The organism is Crocinitomix algicola (genome assembly GCF_001661595.2).
Classification (GTDB): domain Bacteria; phylum Bacteroidota; class Bacteroidia; order Flavobacteriales_D; family Crocinitomicaceae; genus Crocinitomix; species Crocinitomix algicola.
In genome coordinates, this window is sequence record NZ_LYPF02000018.1 from 132257 (window position 1) to 150253 (window position 17997).

Here is a 17997-nt window from a genome sequence, read left to right on the forward strand (position 1 = left end):
CAAAATTTATTTCATTTTTTAACAAAAAAATAATCGGCTTATTTTTATGAAAAGCAGTTTTTAATCAACGACTTACAAAAAACCCAGTAACTATAAGGAGTTGCGTATAAGCTTACTTTTTAAATTCATTCAATTATGATACTTAAAAATAAACGAATAACGTTATTTAAGAATAATCATAGAAACTAAATACTATGGAATACTTATCTTTGTGCAAATTTATTTGACTTTAGAGCGTTTCAGTTCAAATCGCATGTAAATTTTATATAATATCACATTCGACATGAAAAAACTTTTAACCCTTTTTTCTTTTATTTTTATTTGCAATTATTGTTTTAGCCAAGACATTATAGGATATGAAGACCTATCTAACTTCGATGTTAGCTTACTTACAGACAAGGAACTATATGCCATCCATAAGGAACTAAATGCTAGAAACATGACATTGGCAGATGCCCGTCCTATTGTAATTGAAAAAGGAATGTCGCAAGAGCAGTTTAAGCTACTAGAGGAGCGATTAGCATTAATAGACCCGCAAGAGGAAGATATCATTGACATGGAATCAAAAGCCTTAGACTATAAACACATTCCTTACTCTGAAGAAAGCGATTTTGAAAAAAAAGATGGATGGATTTATGGGTCAGAAATTTTTGCGAATAAAGCCCTAAGTTTTGAACCTAATCAAGTTCTTTCTTCGCCAGAAGCATATCAACTTGGCACAGGTGATCAATTAGAAGTTGTAATTTTTGGTGTTCAACAATTTTCTCAAACCGTAAGAATTAACCAGAACGGCACGATTTTCCTAAAAAATATTGGAGCTGTGGCTATTGGTGGTCTACAATTGGGTGCAGCTTCTCAATTAATTAAGGATAAGGCAAGTAAAATTTACAAAACAATTCAGACTGGTAATTCGCAAATATCTGTTACGATTACAGATTTCAAAACGATACAAGTTACAATGATTGGTGTAATACAACCAGGGAATTACGCACTTTCTTCACTTTCAACAGTTTTTAATGCTTTACATGTTGCAGGCGGACCCAATAAAAATGGAACATACAGAGAGATTCAGCTCATTCGAAATAATACGATTTATAAGACAATAGATTTATATGATTTCTTGACTGCAGGTGATTTAACAGGGAATGTATCGTTACAAAACAACGATATAATTCGTGTTCCAACCTATCAAAAGCGTGTAGAGGTAATAGGAGAGGTAAAGCGCCCAGGACTATTTGAATTAATAGATGGAGAAACCTTTGATGACTTAATGACATATTGCAGTGGATTTAATGAAGGCGCCTACACAAAAAATATAAAACTAACAACGACCACAGAATCAGAGTATAAAATCACAACGGTTACACAGGACAAATTTGATGCATTAGAATTTAAGTCAGGTGACAAATTACAAGTCGATAAAATCCGAGAAACGTATGAGAATAGGGTCATCGTTTCAGGTGCTGTTTTCCGTCCTGCTGAGTACGAATTAACTGATGGAATGCGCGTATTAGATTTATTACAAAAAGCAGATGGAACCACAGCGGATGCTTTTACAGATCGGGCCTTAATAGTACGACGCGATGAAAAACTGCAACCTGAAATTATTGGAGTAAATTTACTAAAAATCCAAGAAGACCCTTCCTCAGAAGATAACATACCACTATTAAAAGATGATGAACTCATTGTTTCCTCCATTACCGATTTAAAAGAAAGTCAATCCGTTGTTTTATCAGGTGAAGTGATGAATCCTGGTATTTTTCAATTTGCCAATAATATGAGCTTGTACGACTTAATCATATTGGGTGGCGGATTAAAGACATCAGCATCTACTAAAGTTGAAATTGCCAGAACATCAAGTAATGAAAGTAATGAGACTAAAATTATCCAGGTTGAAATCGACCTTTCGTTAAACTCAACGTCGAGCAACTACCAACTACAACCAAATGATGTAATTTCAGTTAGAAAACAATTCAATTATTCGGAAGCAGAAGAAATTTCTCTTGCTGGAGAAGTACAATACCCTGGCACTTACGCTATAAAATCTGAAAATGAAAGAGTTGGAAGTGTAATTGATCGTTCAGGGGGACTAACAAACAGGGCTAATCCTAAAGGAATTAAAATCATTCGACAACTCGATATTAATTCAACGTCATTAGAGGATAATAGCGTTGTTGTTATTCCTATTAATTATGAGGCTATTAAAAAAAACCCGGACAGTAAAGCAAATATTTTAATCCAAGAGGGAGATGAAATTAGAGTTGAAAAACTAGTTGAAACGACTGTAGTAACAGGAGCCGTAGAAATGGAAACTGAAATACCTATAAATGGAAATAAAAGTGCTAAATACTACATTAAAGCCTCAGGAGGTTTTAAGGAAAATGCGAATAAAAAGAAAACGTATGTTATTTATTCAAATGGAATGGCTAAAACAACCAAACGTTTCGCATTTTTCAAATTTTATCCAAAACCTGATTTTGGTTCAACAATCATTGTACCAGAACAAGCCGAAAAAGTTGACGGATTAACTACGCAAGAAATGGTTGCCCTTTCTGCTATACTTAGTAGTGCAACTGGAGTAACAGTTGCCATTATCTCATTATTAAAACCGTAATGAAAACGAAAAAAGACGAAATAACGTTTCTTGAAATTTTTATAAACCTCAAAAGTGCATTCAATTTTTTATGGAAGAAAAAGTTGCTCATCGCCATTATTTCTATACTGGGAGGTTTAACCGGACTTACAATATCTTATTTGAGTCCCATTAAGTATAAAGCTGAACTTACTTTTGTAATAGAAGAATCTTCTTCTTCTAGTCTTGGCGGACTGACTGGAATTGCGAGCTCTTTTGGAATTTCATCCTTCTCAATTGAGAATGGTCTCTATGAAAATAGTACAAATTTAATTAGCTATTTTCAATCTCGATCAGTTATTGAAAAGGCATTAACTTCTGTAATGCCAGATACAAAAGAGACATACGCCCATGTATTTTCGGAACTCATTGAATGGCGTGATTTACCCGAATTAGAAGATATAAATTTGAATTCGCCTCAAACCTATACCATTAAAGAAGACAGTATACTCGCTGAAATGTACAATTATATTTTTGAAAAAGGAATTCTATCAGTTTCTGTGCCCAATGATGAAGGAAGTATTTTAAAAATTCAGTTCATATCAGAAAACCAAAAATTTGCACAGCATTTTACTGAACGACTGGTCGAAATAGTAACTACTAACTACCTGGACACCAAAACAAAATTAGCCAGAACAAATGTAGATATCCTACAGACGCAAGTTGATTCCGTTAGAGAAGTCCTAAATAATGCCTTAGCCGAAACAGCAAATGAATCCGATCAAGTTTTCGGATTAAACCCAGCATTTGCCATAGAAAGGGTTCCTGCTACAAAAAAACAAATTGATATTGAAATGTCAAGTGCTGTATTAAAGGAGTTGATTAAAAACCTTGAGCTAGCTAAGGTTCGTCTTATGGACCAAACCCCTTTGATAGAAATCATCGATCGACCTAAACTGCCTCTGCAAGAAATTAAACGAAGTAAAATATCAACAAGTATTAAAGGCATGGTTTTAGCTATCACGCTTACCGTACTAATTTTACTTGCTGATCGCTTTTTCAAAAAACTACAAGCAGCAACTACTCAAAACGATAAAAATTAAATGATTGACTTAACACATAAAAGTATATTAATTACAGGCGGAACTGGATCTTTAGGTAAAGCCTTAGTTAAAACGATTTTCGAAAAATGGCCAAATATTAAAAGACTTGTCATTTTTTCGCGCGATGAACAGAAGCAGTTTCTAATGGCGCAAGAATATCCTATAGACGAATTTCCGCAAATTCGTTTTTTTGTCGGTGACGTAAGAGACCAAGAAAGATTGATACGGGCTTTTGAAGGCATTGATTATGTTATTCATGCAGCAGCAATGAAACATGTTCACATCGCCGAATACAACCCAAGCGAATGTGTGAAAACAAATGTGGGGGGTGCTGAAAACGTTATTCATGCTGCAATCACGACAGGTGTAAAACATGTTGTCGCTTTGTCAACTGATAAAGCATGTGCTCCTATTAATTTATATGGTGCTACTAAACTAACTTCCGATAAGCTATTTGTTGCTGCCAACAATATTAAAGGTGGGCACGATATAAAGTTTTCAGTTGTACGCTATGGAAACGTAATGGGCTCAAATGGATCCGTAATTCCATTCTTCTTAAAAAAGAAAAAAACCGATGGAATTTTACCGATAACTGTAGAGTCGATGACACGTTTCAATATAACACTTGATGGAGGAGTAAACATGGTACTTAACGCGCTTGAAAACGCATGGGGAGGAGAAATTTTTATTCCTAAAATTCCATCATACAACCTAGTGGATGTAGCTGAAGCTATTGGACCAGAATGCGAAAAACCAATAATTGGAATTCGACCAGGTGAAAAAATACATGAGGAAATGATTACACCTTCAGATTCTTTTTTCACCTATGATATTGGTGAATATTATACAATTTTACCGCAACATCCAAACTGGAAATTAGAAGCTTTTGTCAATAAATTTAATGCGAAAAAAGTACCTGAAGGTTTTGCATACAACTCAGGAACGAATCAACAGTGGGAAAGCATAGATAGTTTGCGAGCTTTAATCAAAGAACATGTAGACCCAAATTTTCAAGTTTAATGACAGATTTTAAAATCCCATATGGCCGCCAAAATATTCAACAGGATGACCTTGATGCAATTACTAAAACTTTAAAATCTGACTTTTTAACTCAAGGACCAAAGGTAAAAGAGTTTGAAGAAAAATTTGCAGAATATGTAAGTGCCAACTATGCCGTTGCAGTGAGTAATGCAACTGCAGGTTTGCATCTTTCCGTATTAGCAATGAACCTAAAAAAAGGAGAACGCGTTATAACGACTCCTATTACTTTTGCTGCCTCTGCGAATTGTGTCCGATATGCTGGTGGTGAAGTTTGGTTTGCAGATATAGATCCGGACACCTATTTGCTCTCCATCAAACACGTTAGAAAATTGATTGAAAGCAAACCAAAAGGCTTTTTTAAAGGCATTATACCTGTTGATTTTGCTGGTTTACCTGTGAATTTAGAAGAATTTAGAGCACTTGCAAATGAACATGATTTATGGATAATTGAAGATGCATGCCACGCACCGGGCGGATATTTTATTGATTCATCAAATCAAAAACAATTTTGTGGAAACGGAAATTACGCAGATGTTGCTGTTTTCTCGTTTCACCCCGTAAAGCATATTGCTTGTGGCGAAGGAGGAATGATTACAACAAATTCAAAAGACATATACCAAAAAATTTTATTGCTCCGAACACATGGTATAACTAAAAATAACATGAGTGAAAACCATGGAGGATGGTTTTATGAAATGCAAGAATTGGGATTTAATTATAGACTAACCGATTTTCAATCTGCCCTTGGTATAACACAGCTTTCTAAAAACAAAAAAGGAGTCGAAAAAAGAAATAACATTGCTGAAAAATACAAGAAAGCATTTGAAGGCAAAATAAAATTTCAACACTTACCCCCTAACCTGTACAATGCCCACCACTTGTTTGTAATTGAAACGGACAAAAGAAAAGAACTTTACGATTTTTTAATATCAAACAATATTTTTGTCCAAATCCATTACATCCCCGTTCATAACTTACCATACTACAAAATGATTGGTTATGAAAATGCGTCCTTAACGAATGCAGAACAGTATTATTCGCGTTGTTTAAGTCTCCCCATGTTCCCTACTTTATCGGATGAGGAGCAGAATTTTGTAATTAGAAAAATAAACGATTTTTATGACAAAAATTAAGGTCGGAATTATATCGCAAGCAAGAATGACCAGTACACGTTTGCCCGGTAAGGTATTGAAAAAAATAAACAATAAACCCTTGCTTTGGTATCATATTAATCGTCTGCAAAAATCGGGGTTGCCAATTTTTGTCGCAACAACTACAAACCGAGAAGATGATCCAATTGTTGAATTTTGTCTCCAAAACAATCTAAATTTTTTTAGAGGAGACGAAGCCAATGTATTAGAGCGTTTTTATTTATGTGCAAAGGAATATGATTTGGATGTAATCGTACGTGTAACATCAGATTGTCCACTTATTGATGGTGCATTAATTGAAGAGGGAGTGGATAGGTATACATCTCGAAAAAATTCAGACCTGTATTTGTCAAATTCCTTAAGTGAAACGTACCCTCGAGGACTGGATTATGAGATTTTCAGTTTTAAACTATTAGAAGAAGCTTTTAAAAACGCGACATACTCATGGCAAAAAGAGCATGTAACGCCTTATTTTTACAACGAACATAAAGCCCACATTTCTAATGAATTTATCGCGAATAAAGAAAAAAAGAATCAATATAGAATAACAGTTGATACGACGGAAGATTTTCAACTTATCGAACGATTAATTAAAGAATTTAACGCTCATAAAAAAAGCTATTCGGAAATAATTCAAATTATGGATGTAAATTCTGATTTAGCCAATATTAATAGGCATATCGAGCAAAAAAAATTAAAAGAATAAAAGACTTTAATTGTCTACAACAACCAAAACGTATAAAAGTATGGAACTGATTAACAAAATGTATCATTTTAAGTATAATGATCAAACTAAAAGAATTGAAGGTTTTTCAGAACAAGATATCATTCATATTCGAGAGAAGATAAATCGTGGTGAGGTCATCATCTTAAAAAACTGTTTCGATCGCGAGGCTAGTATTGAAATACGAAAAAAAACATTCGCCTATTTTCAAAATAACGAACCTTTAAACCTTCCCATAACCAATGACACACCTAATTTCTATAGACGGGACAACAATCCTGAAAAATCTGCTGTAAAAAGAGTTAAGCAAGCGTACAATGCGTTTTATTGGAATAAAGGTTTAGGTGATGACGTCCACTACTTACGTGCAATGTCCATTTTAAGAAATAAAATAGCAGAATTACCAACTGAATATGCAACGCAACAAATTGAACCGGACCATTTCATAACATTATCGTCTGTTGCTCAATATCCATTAGGTGGTGGTTACTTAAGTAAACATGTCGATCCTTTAAATAAACAATTTTGTGTTATCATAAGCTGCTTATCAGAAAAAGGTCCTGATTTCCCTAAAGGGGGACTCTATATCGAAGTAAATAATGAACGAATTTATTTAGATGATGAAATAGAAATTGGTGATGTTTACCTTATGAACCCGTCCACAATTCATGGAGTGGAACCTATTGATGAGGGTGATCAACCAGAATGGTCTAACGAGAAAGGAAGATGGATACTCTTTCCTTCACTTGTAGAGCTTAAAACACTTTATGGAGAAAAAGTGAAAGGTTTAAAGGACTTGAACGAAAAGTAAATGAAAAAAAAACAAGTATTAATTATTAATTGTGGTTGGGAACAGGAAACTTTAATCAGAAGGTGTGCCGAAAAATTTTCTGTCATAGGCATACACCATAACGATGATTATGTTTTAAAAAATAAAATCGAAAAAGTTTATATTGGTGATTTAAGAGATTTAAAGTTTATTGAGGCTGTTTACAATAGACATAACTTTACAGCAGTACTTTCCAATCAGTGCGACTATAGTTTATTTAGTCAATCTTACTTATGCACAAAGTATAATTTACCCGGTCCTAACCTAAAAGCAGCGCAACTGTCCAACTCTAAGTATTTACAACGAAAGGTAGGAGCTCAAAAAGGAATAAACGCACCTGACTACAAATTAGTTTGGAGTTTAGAAGAAGCGCGAAGGGCTATCAAGAAAATTGGTTTACCCGCCATTATCAAGCCTAATGATAATAGAGGTAGCTTTGGGGTAAGTAAAATAGAAACACAAAACGAATTAAAGGAAGCCTATTTTCATGCACTTCAAAATTCAATAAGCAGAGGCGTAATAATTGAATCTTATATAAAGGGACTTCATGTTGCAGTTGATGGTTATTATTTCAAAGGTGAATATAAATCACTTGCACTTGGATGGCGACACATGGACACGAACAAGGAGCAAGTTGCAGTGCGAATGACTTATGGAGTCGGTGATACAGCTATAGAAAATAAAATAATGAAAATCCATGAAAAAGTTTGTAGCGAATTCAATTATGATTTTGGATTTAACCATGGAGAATACATCGTTGATAATAAGGGGGGAGTATATCTTGTAGAAAACACAAATCGAGGTGGAGGTGTTTATCTATCTGAAATTGTTGTTCCCGCTGTTTCTGGAATTGATCATGTTGGCAACCTTATCAATGATGCAACATCTAATTTAAAAATAAATACGCCCAAGAAAATAGCTCGAAAGCCAGTAAGTGTTTCATTTATAAAATTTAATCCTGGAAAGATAAAAGCAATTGGGTATCCAAAAGAAAAGGATGATAGAATCATTAAAGAAAAATTGTTTAGAAAGGTAAATGATACGATCAAACCTATTCATTCTGGTGCTGACAGAGATGGAATAATCATTATTTCTGGAACTGAGGATGTAGATCATCTTACCCAAAACTATCAAAATTCCGTTGAGTTACAATATACTTCTGTAAAGTCAAATTAATTTAAAAAAGCTTAAAAATAGAATATGACACAACATTCAAAGTCAATAACAGTTGGCGATACAAAGATAAAAAAAGGAAACTGTTTCATTATCGCAGATGTTGGATCCAATCATATGCAAGATTTAAACCTTGCACTTGAGACAATTGATGCCGCAGCAGAAAATGGGGCACATGCTGTCAAATTTCAATCACTTGACATTGAAAAATTATACTTTGACCCAACAGAGGACATTAAATCTCTTTATTCAAAAATTTACTTAAATGAGGAGTGGTATTACCAATTAAATGAACGGTGTAACCAAAGAGGTGTTCATTTTTTCTCATCTCCCACCTATATGGATTCTATAGAGGCTTTGGAAAAACTAGATACAAAAATCTATAAACTAGCTTCGGCTCAAATTGGTACTTTTCCTCAGATAATTCAAAAAGTAGCAGAACTTAAAAAGCCTACAATCTTTTCAACCGGTTTAGTGTCGTATGGAGAATTAGAAAATGCTGTTAAAATTTTCGAAAAAAATAAAAATGATGACTATATCATTCTTCATTGTAATGCAATATATCCAACTACTCCCGATCGTGTCAATCTTGAAAGGATGTTAATTTATGAAAAGATGTTTAATTGTTTGGTCGGATTCTCGGATCATACATTAGGAAACTATTGTTCTTTTGCCGCGGTTGCTAAAGGAGCTACGGTTATTGAACGTCATTTTACGAGTAGTAACTCAGTAAAGTCTCCTGATATGGTAGTCTCGATTAACCCTGACCAATTACGGGATTTATCAAGGGGTATTGCGGACATTCAAAAAAGTCTTGTTACGCAACCAAGACTTACAATTGAAACTGAAGAATTATCGTTTAAAAAATCTTTGACATATAGAATTGTATTTAACCGTGCGCTAAAAACGGGTGACAAAATTAAACTTCAAGACTTAAAATTTCTGCGTCACACAGAAGGTGTTGATTGTAAAGACTTGGATTTTATCCTCAGTAAAAATGCCCGGGTAAACGCGGATAAACTTTCGGGAGAATTATTAAATTGGGCTGATTTAAAATTTGAGTAATTATGAACATATTTGACTTTAATGTCCACTTACAACCAATTGGAGATCAAAATGTTGTTCACGACAAATTAGCGCAAGAAGGAACTTTGTTTCCTGCTGATACAATCAATTTTTTCACAAAATACTGGGAAAAGTTTAAATCATTAAAAGGTTTAAATTTGATGATATTCAATAAGAACTATTTTCATGATAAAGATGAAAACATCAAATTAATGCGTTTTTTAGATGCACATTTCGAGTCGCACACCTTTACCTATCTAATTGACTTTAGGGATGATAACTGGAAGACTTTAATTGATAACGCAAGTGAAAATGGTGTTAAATTTATAAAATTTCATTGTTATTTTATGTGTTTAACAGCTGAATATCATGATAGAGGAGTAGAAATTTCTCAATATGCGGCAAGTAAAAAAATTGGCATTGTCATATGCACGAGCTTCGGCACCAGCGCCATGTATAGCATTGACAGTATGAGTTTCGCTTGTAAAGTTGCTGACCAAGTAAATGATGTACCAATCATTCTCTTACATTCTGGCGGCGCTAGGATTCATCATGCTTTACTACTTGCATTGGACAAACCCAATATTTACTTAGAAACTTCCTTTACTTTACCTTTTTATGTTGGGTCCTCTCTTGAAAAAGACTTTGCATTCTGTTATAAAAAATTAGGGATAGAAAAAGTGCTCTTTGCTAGTGACCATCCATATGTAGATATAAATCATGCAATTCAAGAAAACATTTCGTTTTTCGAAAGACATCATTTTTCTAAGGCGGATACTCAAGCCATACTATTCGAAAATGCTAAAAAACTAATAAGTAGTTTTTAGTTTTTTAGGTAAAATTAGAGTAAATCATGAAAATTGTCATATTAACAGAAGCTGGGGAAGGAATTGGATTAGGCCACTATATGCGAACCAAAATGGTTTACCAAGAGTTTCTAAACAATGGAATTGAATCAAAGTATTATCTGGCTAAAGCTGGGGATTTATATCGATTCGATCATGTTATTTTACTAGACTGGCTATCTAAAATCACTTCTATAAAAGATGAGCTTATTGATGCAATTGTAATTGTTGATAGTTATTTAGTAAAGATTGAAGTTTTGAATTACATTAATCTAATTTGCAAAGAATTAATTATATATGATGATTATCAGAGAATTCAGTACCCTAAAAATGCAGCAATATTAAATGTTAATATCTACGGAGACGAAATAAACTACGAACAAATTCGAGTTGCCTCTGGTAAAAAATACACCTGTGTTCGTCCTAAATTTAGAGAAGAAAGGAATAAATACTCCATTCGAGAAAAACTCGAAAAAGTACTTATCACTTTAGGTGGTTCAGATTATAGAAATAGATTACCTATTATAATCGATATTTGTGATTCTTTAGGACTTGATATTCGCGTTGTAGCCGGTAATGATAGTTTAAAGTTGAAACTATGCGAAAAATTTCCAGAAATGAACATTTTTGGCTTTATCAATGAGGATGACATGAAAAACTTAATGAACTCATCTGATTTGGCAATTTCGGCTGGTGGTCAAACCCTACACGAATTAAGTATTTTAGGGATTCCAACTATAGGCATATGTATCGATAATGATCAAGAAAAAAACTTAAGTTTTTATACAAGAACAGGCTTCATAAAAAAGAGCATAATGTGGAATGATCCTCTTTTTTCAAAAAAACTTGAAAATGCAATTGAACACATGGGGCCCAAAGAAACAAGACTAAAGTGTTCAAATATTGGACAAAAGTTAGTAGATGGTAAAGGACAAGAAAATATATTCAAATGGATATTGAACTTATAACTTACAGAAAGGTTCATAAAAATGATATGAAAATATTATTTGAATGGGCCAATGATCCAATTGTTAGGAAGAATGCCTTTTCTAATGACGCTATACAATGGTCGGATCACGTTAATTGGTTTTTAGATAAACTAAACGACCCAAACTGTTTATTTTTCATATTTTATTTAAAATCAACTCCAATCGGACAGATTAGGATAGACTTTAAAGACAATGAGGGCATAATAGACTATAGTGTCGCTCCAAATCATCGAGGTAAAGGACTAGGAACAGCTCTACTTAAAATAATTTCTTCAATTTATCCACCTCACCTTAGTTTACCTCTAAAAGGAATTGTTAAAACATCTAATGTTGGTTCAATTAAAGCTTTTCAATTTGCTAACTTTACCGAATTAGATAAGGTTATTATACGCAACAGTACATGCAGCGTATTTAAAAAATTCATAAAATGAACGGTATTACTTTTGAAAATAAAAAAATATTAGTGGTAGTAGCACATCCTGATGACGAGTTGCTGGGACTAGGAGGAACATTACATCGCTTAAAACGTGAAAATGAGGCCACTATCAAAGTGGTTATATTAGGGGAGGGAATAACAAGTCGTTCAAATACAAGAGATGCGGAACTTTGGAACAAAGAACTACATGTCCACAATAACAACATATTAGAAGCAAAGCGTAAAATAGGTTATGATGACTTAAGTGTATATCAATTTCCAGATAACCGTTTTGATTCCGTCGATTTATTAGACATAATTAAAGTGATTGAAAAAGAAAAAAATGATTTTCAACCAGACATCATTTTCACACATCATGGTGGAGATCTAAACATAGATCATCAACGAACATTTGACGCCGTTATAACCGCAAGTAGACCAATGGAAAGTGAAACGACAAACACAATCATTACTTTTGAGACTCCGAGTGGAACAGAGTGGCGCGCTTCTAGTCATCCTATGCATTTTATTCCTAATCTCTACGTAAAAATTGAAGAAGAAGATTTAGCGGCTAAAATTTCTGGAATGGAGTGCTACCAATTCGAAAAACGAACTTACCCCCATCCTAGAAGTCCTGAAGCCCTTCGAATTCAAGCTCAGCGATCAGGAATAATAATCGGTGAAATGTACGCAGAAGCTTTTGTTATAGTTCGTTCAAAAATATAAACTTTCTAAAACATTTTTTGGCTTTATTCAAATGAAAATATTATTCGTAGAAAACAGGTATAAAACTGATCTTTGGGAAATTATTGCTCGAGTTTATCAAGACCTAGGTCATGAGATTCACTGGATTGTTCAAAATGCTGAATTCACACCAAGTATTGGGAAAGTTCATATTATTCCATATCCTAAAAAATCTGATTTAAATAAGGTAACAAAAACAGCGAACCTGGACAGAATTATACATACCAACAGGGGTATACGCTACTTTGAAATTCAAAATGAAAACTTTATTTTCTATTATAATGATCGCATTACTTCATTAATTGAAACGATTCAACCAAATTTGGCTTTTGGTGAAGCAACAGCTTTTCATGAATTATTAGTTATCAAATCCTGCGAAGAAAATAAAATTTTATACTTAAACCCTTGTACTTCACGATATCCAAGTAAACGTTTTTCATTTTACAAGTTTGACACAACAACCCCATACTTCGGTTCAAATGAAACTTATTCTGAAGATGAAGCTATTTCGTTTGTGAACGAAATTACAGGTCGAAAAGTTAAGCCTGACTACATGAAGAACTCACAAATATCATTAACGAATCAGGATAAAATTAAAGACAAAATTAAATTAATTAAAGGTTTCTACAGAGGTGAAAAATACAACACTCCATCTCCATTTGTAAAAAGAAAATTAAATAAAATCAGTGCAAAAAACATTCGCCATTGGGATCAATTATCCACTCCTTTCAATCAAATAACTGGAGAATTCAAACTTTTGTATCCTTTACAAATGCAGCCTGAGGCTAATATAGATGTTTGGGGTCACCCACACTCGGATCAACATGTAATTATCCGAGAAACTCTTAAACAGCTAAGAAATAATGAAGTTTTAATTTTAAAACCAAACCCTAAGTCAAAATATGAAATAGATGATCAAATACTTGACTTGATAAAAAGTAACCCAAAAAAACTTTATTGCCTCCATCATTCTAGCAGCATGACTGATATTTGGAACGAAATTCATTTAATTTTAACGGTAACCGGAACCGTTTCAATAGAGTGTGTTTTTTCTAATAAACCAATTGTAATGTTGGGGGATGGTATTCAATTGGAACAAAAAAACTGCATCAAAATAGATAGTTACCAAAAACTACCAGCTATAATTGACCAAATCAAAACCGAATCATTCCCAAAACTCACATTAACCGAAAAGCAACACTTTTTGAACCGATTAGTCTCGTCTAGCTACCAAGGTATTGTGGCTGATGGACTAAACTTCAAAGACCATTTACAAGATGATGAAAATAAGAAGTTATTGATTTCAGCCTTTAAAAATATTTTAAGTCGGTTTGAACACTCCAATTAGAAATAACGAATTTTTAAAGAAAATTAATCCGATAAAAACGACCGTTATGGCGTTTTTGGTTTGGGCAATATTATTCTTTACAGCACCTTTGAAAGTTAATATCGAATTAAGTTGGAACGCTTACTTTTTGATGGCTTTAACCATGTTTTCGTTTCTTTTTGCATGTTATATACCATCGCGGTCATTTAAATCTTTCGAAATCAACGCAGATAGATTGAAATCTATATTTATAATCATTCTAACGCTCGCTTTAATCGGTGTACTTCTCAAACTATTTGATCGATTTGTCATACGTGGAATTTCTTTAGGCGCCGGCAATATGTTTAATAGGGAACAAATGGAAACTGGAAGCGGTAACCCCTTAGGAATTATTGCTTCCACGATTGCTCCTTTCGGTTACATACCAATTTTCCTAATGTGGAAATACAAATTAAAACTTTGGTGGCCCATAAAGGTCATAGTATATTTTGTGTTTTTTGCTCAAATTTTTGATGCTTTTTTAGTAGGGTCACGTTCTGTAATCTTTGTAAACCTGATGTTCTTATTACTTCATTTAATATACTTGAAAAGAATCATCTTAAAAACTAAAACTTATCTAATACTTGGTTTAACAGGACTGGTAGTTTTTGGTATCATGAATTATATTTTCATTGAACGATCTAAAGAGTTTTTAGGTGACAAAGTATATGACTTAGCATTAAACGAATCAAACTTCAATTTTACAGCTAATAGAACAAATGAGTTTCAGCGAAATTTTGATAAAAAAAATGACATTGAAAAAAGTATTAGTTTCTCATATATGATAACAGTTCAGTATTTCACACATGGAATGATTGAATACTCGTATCTAGTTTCTAACTACAACAGTAACCATACATATGGTGCTTATACTTTTAATGTTTACTATAGATTCATCGATAAAATCTTTGGAACAAACTTGTCCATCGAGAATTTGAAGTCTATTTTACCTCGATATGGTGTTTATACCACTTTATTAGGATCTATATTTGTCGATTTTGGATGGTTTATCATTGTTTTTATGTTTCTATTCGGTAGGCTAGTAAAAATTGTTTACGAGACAGCTTTGAAAGGCACTGATTGGGCAATTTTAATGTATTTCTACATATTTATCATTCTGGTTTTTTGGCCAGTATTTAACTTTATAAATGGTGCGGGCGGCTTATTTACAATTACAAGTTTAATCTGCTTTTCAGTTCTAAGTAGGTACTTGGTAAAAGAATAAATAAAAAAAAAACAATTTAAACAACCGTTCAAGCGTATTGTACGTTATTAATATTCTTGGTACAGATATTGTAATAACTGTAACTAGCACCCAACTAAAAACTGAAAGTTCTACTATAGAGAGATAAACGATTGTGTAAGTGGCAATATGCTTACTACTAGCTATATGAAGAATAAAATTATCGCTTTTTCGCGACAATACAATAATCAACTAAAAGGTGTTGTAGGACTAATTACCATTTTTATGGTTTTAAAGTCTGTCGCTTATTTTGCGCCGTTAATTCTAAGTCAAATAGCCACAACATTCGTCTACGGAGAATTCGAGTACTCTTTGAACATTGGTCTAATCTTAATAAGTGTGTTTTCTTTTGGGCTACCAGGTAGTTTCGCATACTTTGTGATGAAACACAAGAGAGATGAACTTATTCCTGTATTTCATTGGCACTTTGTCATTTTGTCAGTATTAATCACTTTACCCGTAATTTTTTTCCCTTCGCTTTTGTCGAATAACTGGTATGGAGCATTGGTAATTGGTGTGGCTTTAGCGGATCAAGCCTTGGTCTCTGCGATATTAAAAAGTAGCGGTAAAAATGCATTTTCAGTGGTCATCGACACAGGTATTTATTTAGTTCTTGGAGCATTAATCACTCTTGATTTATTAAACATACTCGCTTTTTCTAAAGAATTATGGTTTCTAACTATTTTAATAGTGTTCAACATCTTTGTCGCTTTTACACATTATTCTAAACTTAACGGAATTTCAAAAGTTTCTAAAAAGGCGATTAGAGAACTTTATGGGTTTGGATTTTTAATCTTACTCTCGGGACCTTTAATAATGCTTGTAACTAATAGCACTAGAATATATTTAGAACAATTCTTAGGATTAGAAAGTGTTAGTATTTATTCTTTCTATTTCAGAGTTGCCACATTACTATTAATAATCTATCGTGTATCTTATATACTTTTGTTTCGAAAAATATTTTTAGAAGAACATAAAAAGCTTGACCTGTGGATAACAATCATCATGATAATGATTGGTGTTTCAGGAGTGGTACTTACGCTTCTGTTTTACTTCGATATCCTAGGTTATTTTTTTAACATCGACAATATTTATAAAAGTAATTTTCACCTTTTACCTTTAGTGGTGTTTCAAACTTTTTTCTGGATAAACTCGGCTTTTTTAGAAGGTTTGATTGTTCGAGAAAGGTTATTAAGAAAATTCGTTCTTGTAATTTTTAGTTTTTTAACATTGTTAGTTAGTTATTTATATGTGTATTCTCAATATTATGTACTGACGATACAACATATCATTATTGCAAACACATTAATAATATTTGGCATGGTGCTTGGACAGTATTTCATCTTAGCACAAAAAAAGATATACTATCGTAAATCACTAGTCCTAAACATTAGTATTGCTTTAGTTTATCTGGTTTATCTTAATTTTACATTTTAATCCAAAACAAAAACACGGAGATATGAAAGTGGCGTTAGTTCAAGATTGGCTCACAACGATGGGTGGAGCTGAAAAAGTTTTTAAAGAAATCATAAAATTATACCCAAATGCTGATGTATATACCTTGGTATACAATGATGACATAATTGAGAAACTCGGGATTAAAAAAGAAAAAGTAACGGCATCTTATATTCAAAAATTACCGTTTGCTCGAACGAAACATCGTAATTATTTACCACTATTTAAAAAAGCCATAGAGAGCTTTGACTTGACTGAATATGATCTAATTATTTCTTCATCCTATTCCGTTGCTAAAGGCGTGTTATCTCATGGAAACCAAACACATATTTGTTATTGTCACTCTCCAGTTCGCTATGCTTGGGATCTTTACCATCAATATATGAAGATTAGTAACCTTAAAAGAGGCCCTAAAACTTGGATGGTTAAACGCGAATTGCATAAATTGAGAATTTGGGATGTAATTAGTGCTAACCGAGTAGATTATTTCATTTCTAATTCGGATTTTATCAAAACAAGAATTAATAAGATCTACAGACGGGAAGCAGAAACAATTTACCCGCCAGTTGATCTCGATAAATTTACGCTAAAGACGGAGAAAGAAGATTTTTACATCACTTGTTCTAGACTTGTTCCATATAAAAAAGTAGACTTAATCGTTAAAGCGTTCCAAAATATGCCGGATAAAAAATTAAAAGTCATTGGCACTGGGCCTGAGTTAAAGCGTATTAAAAAAATGGCAGGACCTAACGTGGAAATGATGGGATTTCAATCAGATGAGATATTACGTGATGAAATTTCCAAAGCAAGAGGCTTTATATTTGCCGCTAAAGAAGATTTTGGCATTGTTCCTGTGGAAGCTCAAGCATGTGGTACACCCGTAATAGCTTTTGCTGAAGGAGGATCACTTGAAACGGTAATAAATCATAAAACTGGTGTTTATTTTTATGAACAAACAGCAAGTTCCATAGAAAAAGCAATTGCTGAATTTGAATATATCGAAAATGAATTCAATCCGCTTGCTATTCGTGAACATGCAGAGAAATTTGACACACCAACATTTCATAAAAACTTCAAAAAATTTATTGATAACCATATTGATTCAGGTCATCCCCGATGCAAAAGTGTAAATAAAACCAGCACTCCATTAATTTTTCAAAGTGCATAATAGGAATATTAGGCTACTTATACTGTTTTTATAAACGATATGAGTGCCACCAATACACTAAGGTATAGCTCATCCTTTAAACACTGTAATTATAGGCTAATTTTTAAATAAAAG

At 33.1% G+C, this 17997-nt stretch carries 16 protein-coding genes; all 16 read left to right on the forward strand.

What is annotated here, in order from left to right; all coding sequences use genetic code 11:
* The first annotated feature begins 283 nt into the window (after positions 1–283).
* The 16 genes from A8143_RS12250 (at position 284) to A8143_RS12325 (ending at position 17883) form a co-directional block, all read left to right on the forward strand.
* Positions 284–2614, forward strand: a complete 2331-nt coding sequence (locus A8143_RS12250) for an SLBB domain-containing protein (protein ID WP_066759140.1) — start codon at positions 284–286, stop codon at positions 2612–2614.
* Positions 2614–3675: a Wzz/FepE/Etk N-terminal domain-containing protein gene (locus A8143_RS12255; RefSeq protein WP_066759142.1), complete on the forward strand. Its 1062-nt coding sequence runs from the start codon at positions 2614–2616 to the stop codon at positions 3673–3675. The genes A8143_RS12250 and A8143_RS12255 overlap by 1 nt, the downstream gene beginning before the upstream one ends.
* The gene (gene pseB / locus A8143_RS12260; protein ID WP_066759144.1) at positions 3676–4695 is read left to right on the forward strand and encodes a UDP-N-acetylglucosamine 4,6-dehydratase (inverting); all 1020 of its coding nucleotides are present in this window, start codon (positions 3676–3678) and stop codon (positions 4693–4695) included. It abuts the gene before it with no gap.
* On the forward strand, positions 4695–5849 hold the full coding sequence (gene pseC / locus A8143_RS12265; RefSeq protein WP_066759148.1) for a UDP-4-amino-4,6-dideoxy-N-acetyl-beta-L-altrosamine transaminase: 1155 nt from the start codon (positions 4695–4697) through the stop codon (positions 5847–5849). The genes pseB and pseC overlap by 1 nt, the downstream gene beginning before the upstream one ends.
* On the forward strand, positions 5836–6573 hold the full coding sequence (locus tag A8143_RS12270; RefSeq protein WP_066759150.1) for a cytidylyltransferase domain-containing protein: 738 nt from the start codon (positions 5836–5838) through the stop codon (positions 6571–6573). The genes pseC and A8143_RS12270 overlap by 14 nt, the downstream gene beginning before the upstream one ends.
* 40 nt (positions 6574–6613) lie before the next feature.
* A complete protein-coding gene (locus A8143_RS12275; protein WP_066759152.1) occupies positions 6614–7402 on the forward strand; it encodes a hypothetical protein in 789 nt (262 codons plus the stop codon).
* Positions 7403–8596: an ATP-grasp domain-containing protein gene (locus tag A8143_RS12280; protein WP_066759154.1), complete on the forward strand. Its 1194-nt coding sequence runs from the start codon at positions 7403–7405 to the stop codon at positions 8594–8596.
* Between the two features lie 24 nt (positions 8597–8620).
* Positions 8621–9658, forward strand: a complete 1038-nt coding sequence (locus A8143_RS12285; RefSeq protein WP_066759156.1) for an N-acetylneuraminate synthase family protein — start codon at positions 8621–8623, stop codon at positions 9656–9658.
* A 2-nt stretch (positions 9659–9660) separates the two neighbouring features.
* On the forward strand, positions 9661–10485 hold the full coding sequence (locus A8143_RS12290; RefSeq protein ID WP_066759158.1) for an amidohydrolase family protein: 825 nt from the start codon (positions 9661–9663) through the stop codon (positions 10483–10485).
* 26 nt (positions 10486–10511) lie between these two features.
* Complete coding sequence (locus tag A8143_RS12295; protein WP_066759160.1) at positions 10512–11471, forward strand: glycosyltransferase; 960 nt, start codon at positions 10512–10514, stop codon at positions 11469–11471.
* On the forward strand, positions 11453–11923 hold the full coding sequence (locus A8143_RS12300; protein WP_066759162.1) for a GNAT family N-acetyltransferase: 471 nt from the start codon (positions 11453–11455) through the stop codon (positions 11921–11923). Before A8143_RS12295 ends, A8143_RS12300 begins: the two co-directional genes overlap by 19 nt.
* Entirely contained in the window at positions 11920–12633 is a 714-nt protein-coding gene (locus tag A8143_RS12305) for a PIG-L deacetylase family protein (RefSeq protein WP_066759164.1), read from the forward strand. The genes A8143_RS12300 and A8143_RS12305 overlap by 4 nt, the downstream gene beginning before the upstream one ends.
* Positions 12634–12664: 31 nt before the next feature.
* A complete protein-coding gene (locus A8143_RS12310; protein ID WP_066759166.1) occupies positions 12665–13999 on the forward strand; it encodes a hypothetical protein in 1335 nt (444 codons plus the stop codon).
* Positions 13983–15242 (forward strand): O-antigen polymerase, encoded by a 1260-nt coding sequence (locus A8143_RS12315; RefSeq protein WP_066759168.1) that lies wholly within the window; start codon positions 13983–13985, stop codon positions 15240–15242. Before A8143_RS12310 ends, A8143_RS12315 begins: the two co-directional genes overlap by 17 nt.
* A gap of 165 nt (positions 15243–15407) precedes the next feature.
* Positions 15408–16697, forward strand: coding sequence for an MATE family efflux transporter (locus A8143_RS12320; RefSeq protein WP_066759170.1), 1290 nt, complete (start codon positions 15408–15410; stop codon positions 16695–16697).
* A gap of 22 nt (positions 16698–16719) precedes the next feature.
* Positions 16720–17883 carry a glycosyltransferase family 4 protein gene (locus A8143_RS12325; RefSeq protein WP_066759172.1) on the forward strand — a complete coding sequence of 388 codons (1164 nt, stop codon included), beginning with the start codon at positions 16720–16722 and terminating at the stop codon, positions 17881–17883.
* The last annotated feature ends 114 nt before the right edge of the window (positions 17884–17997 follow it).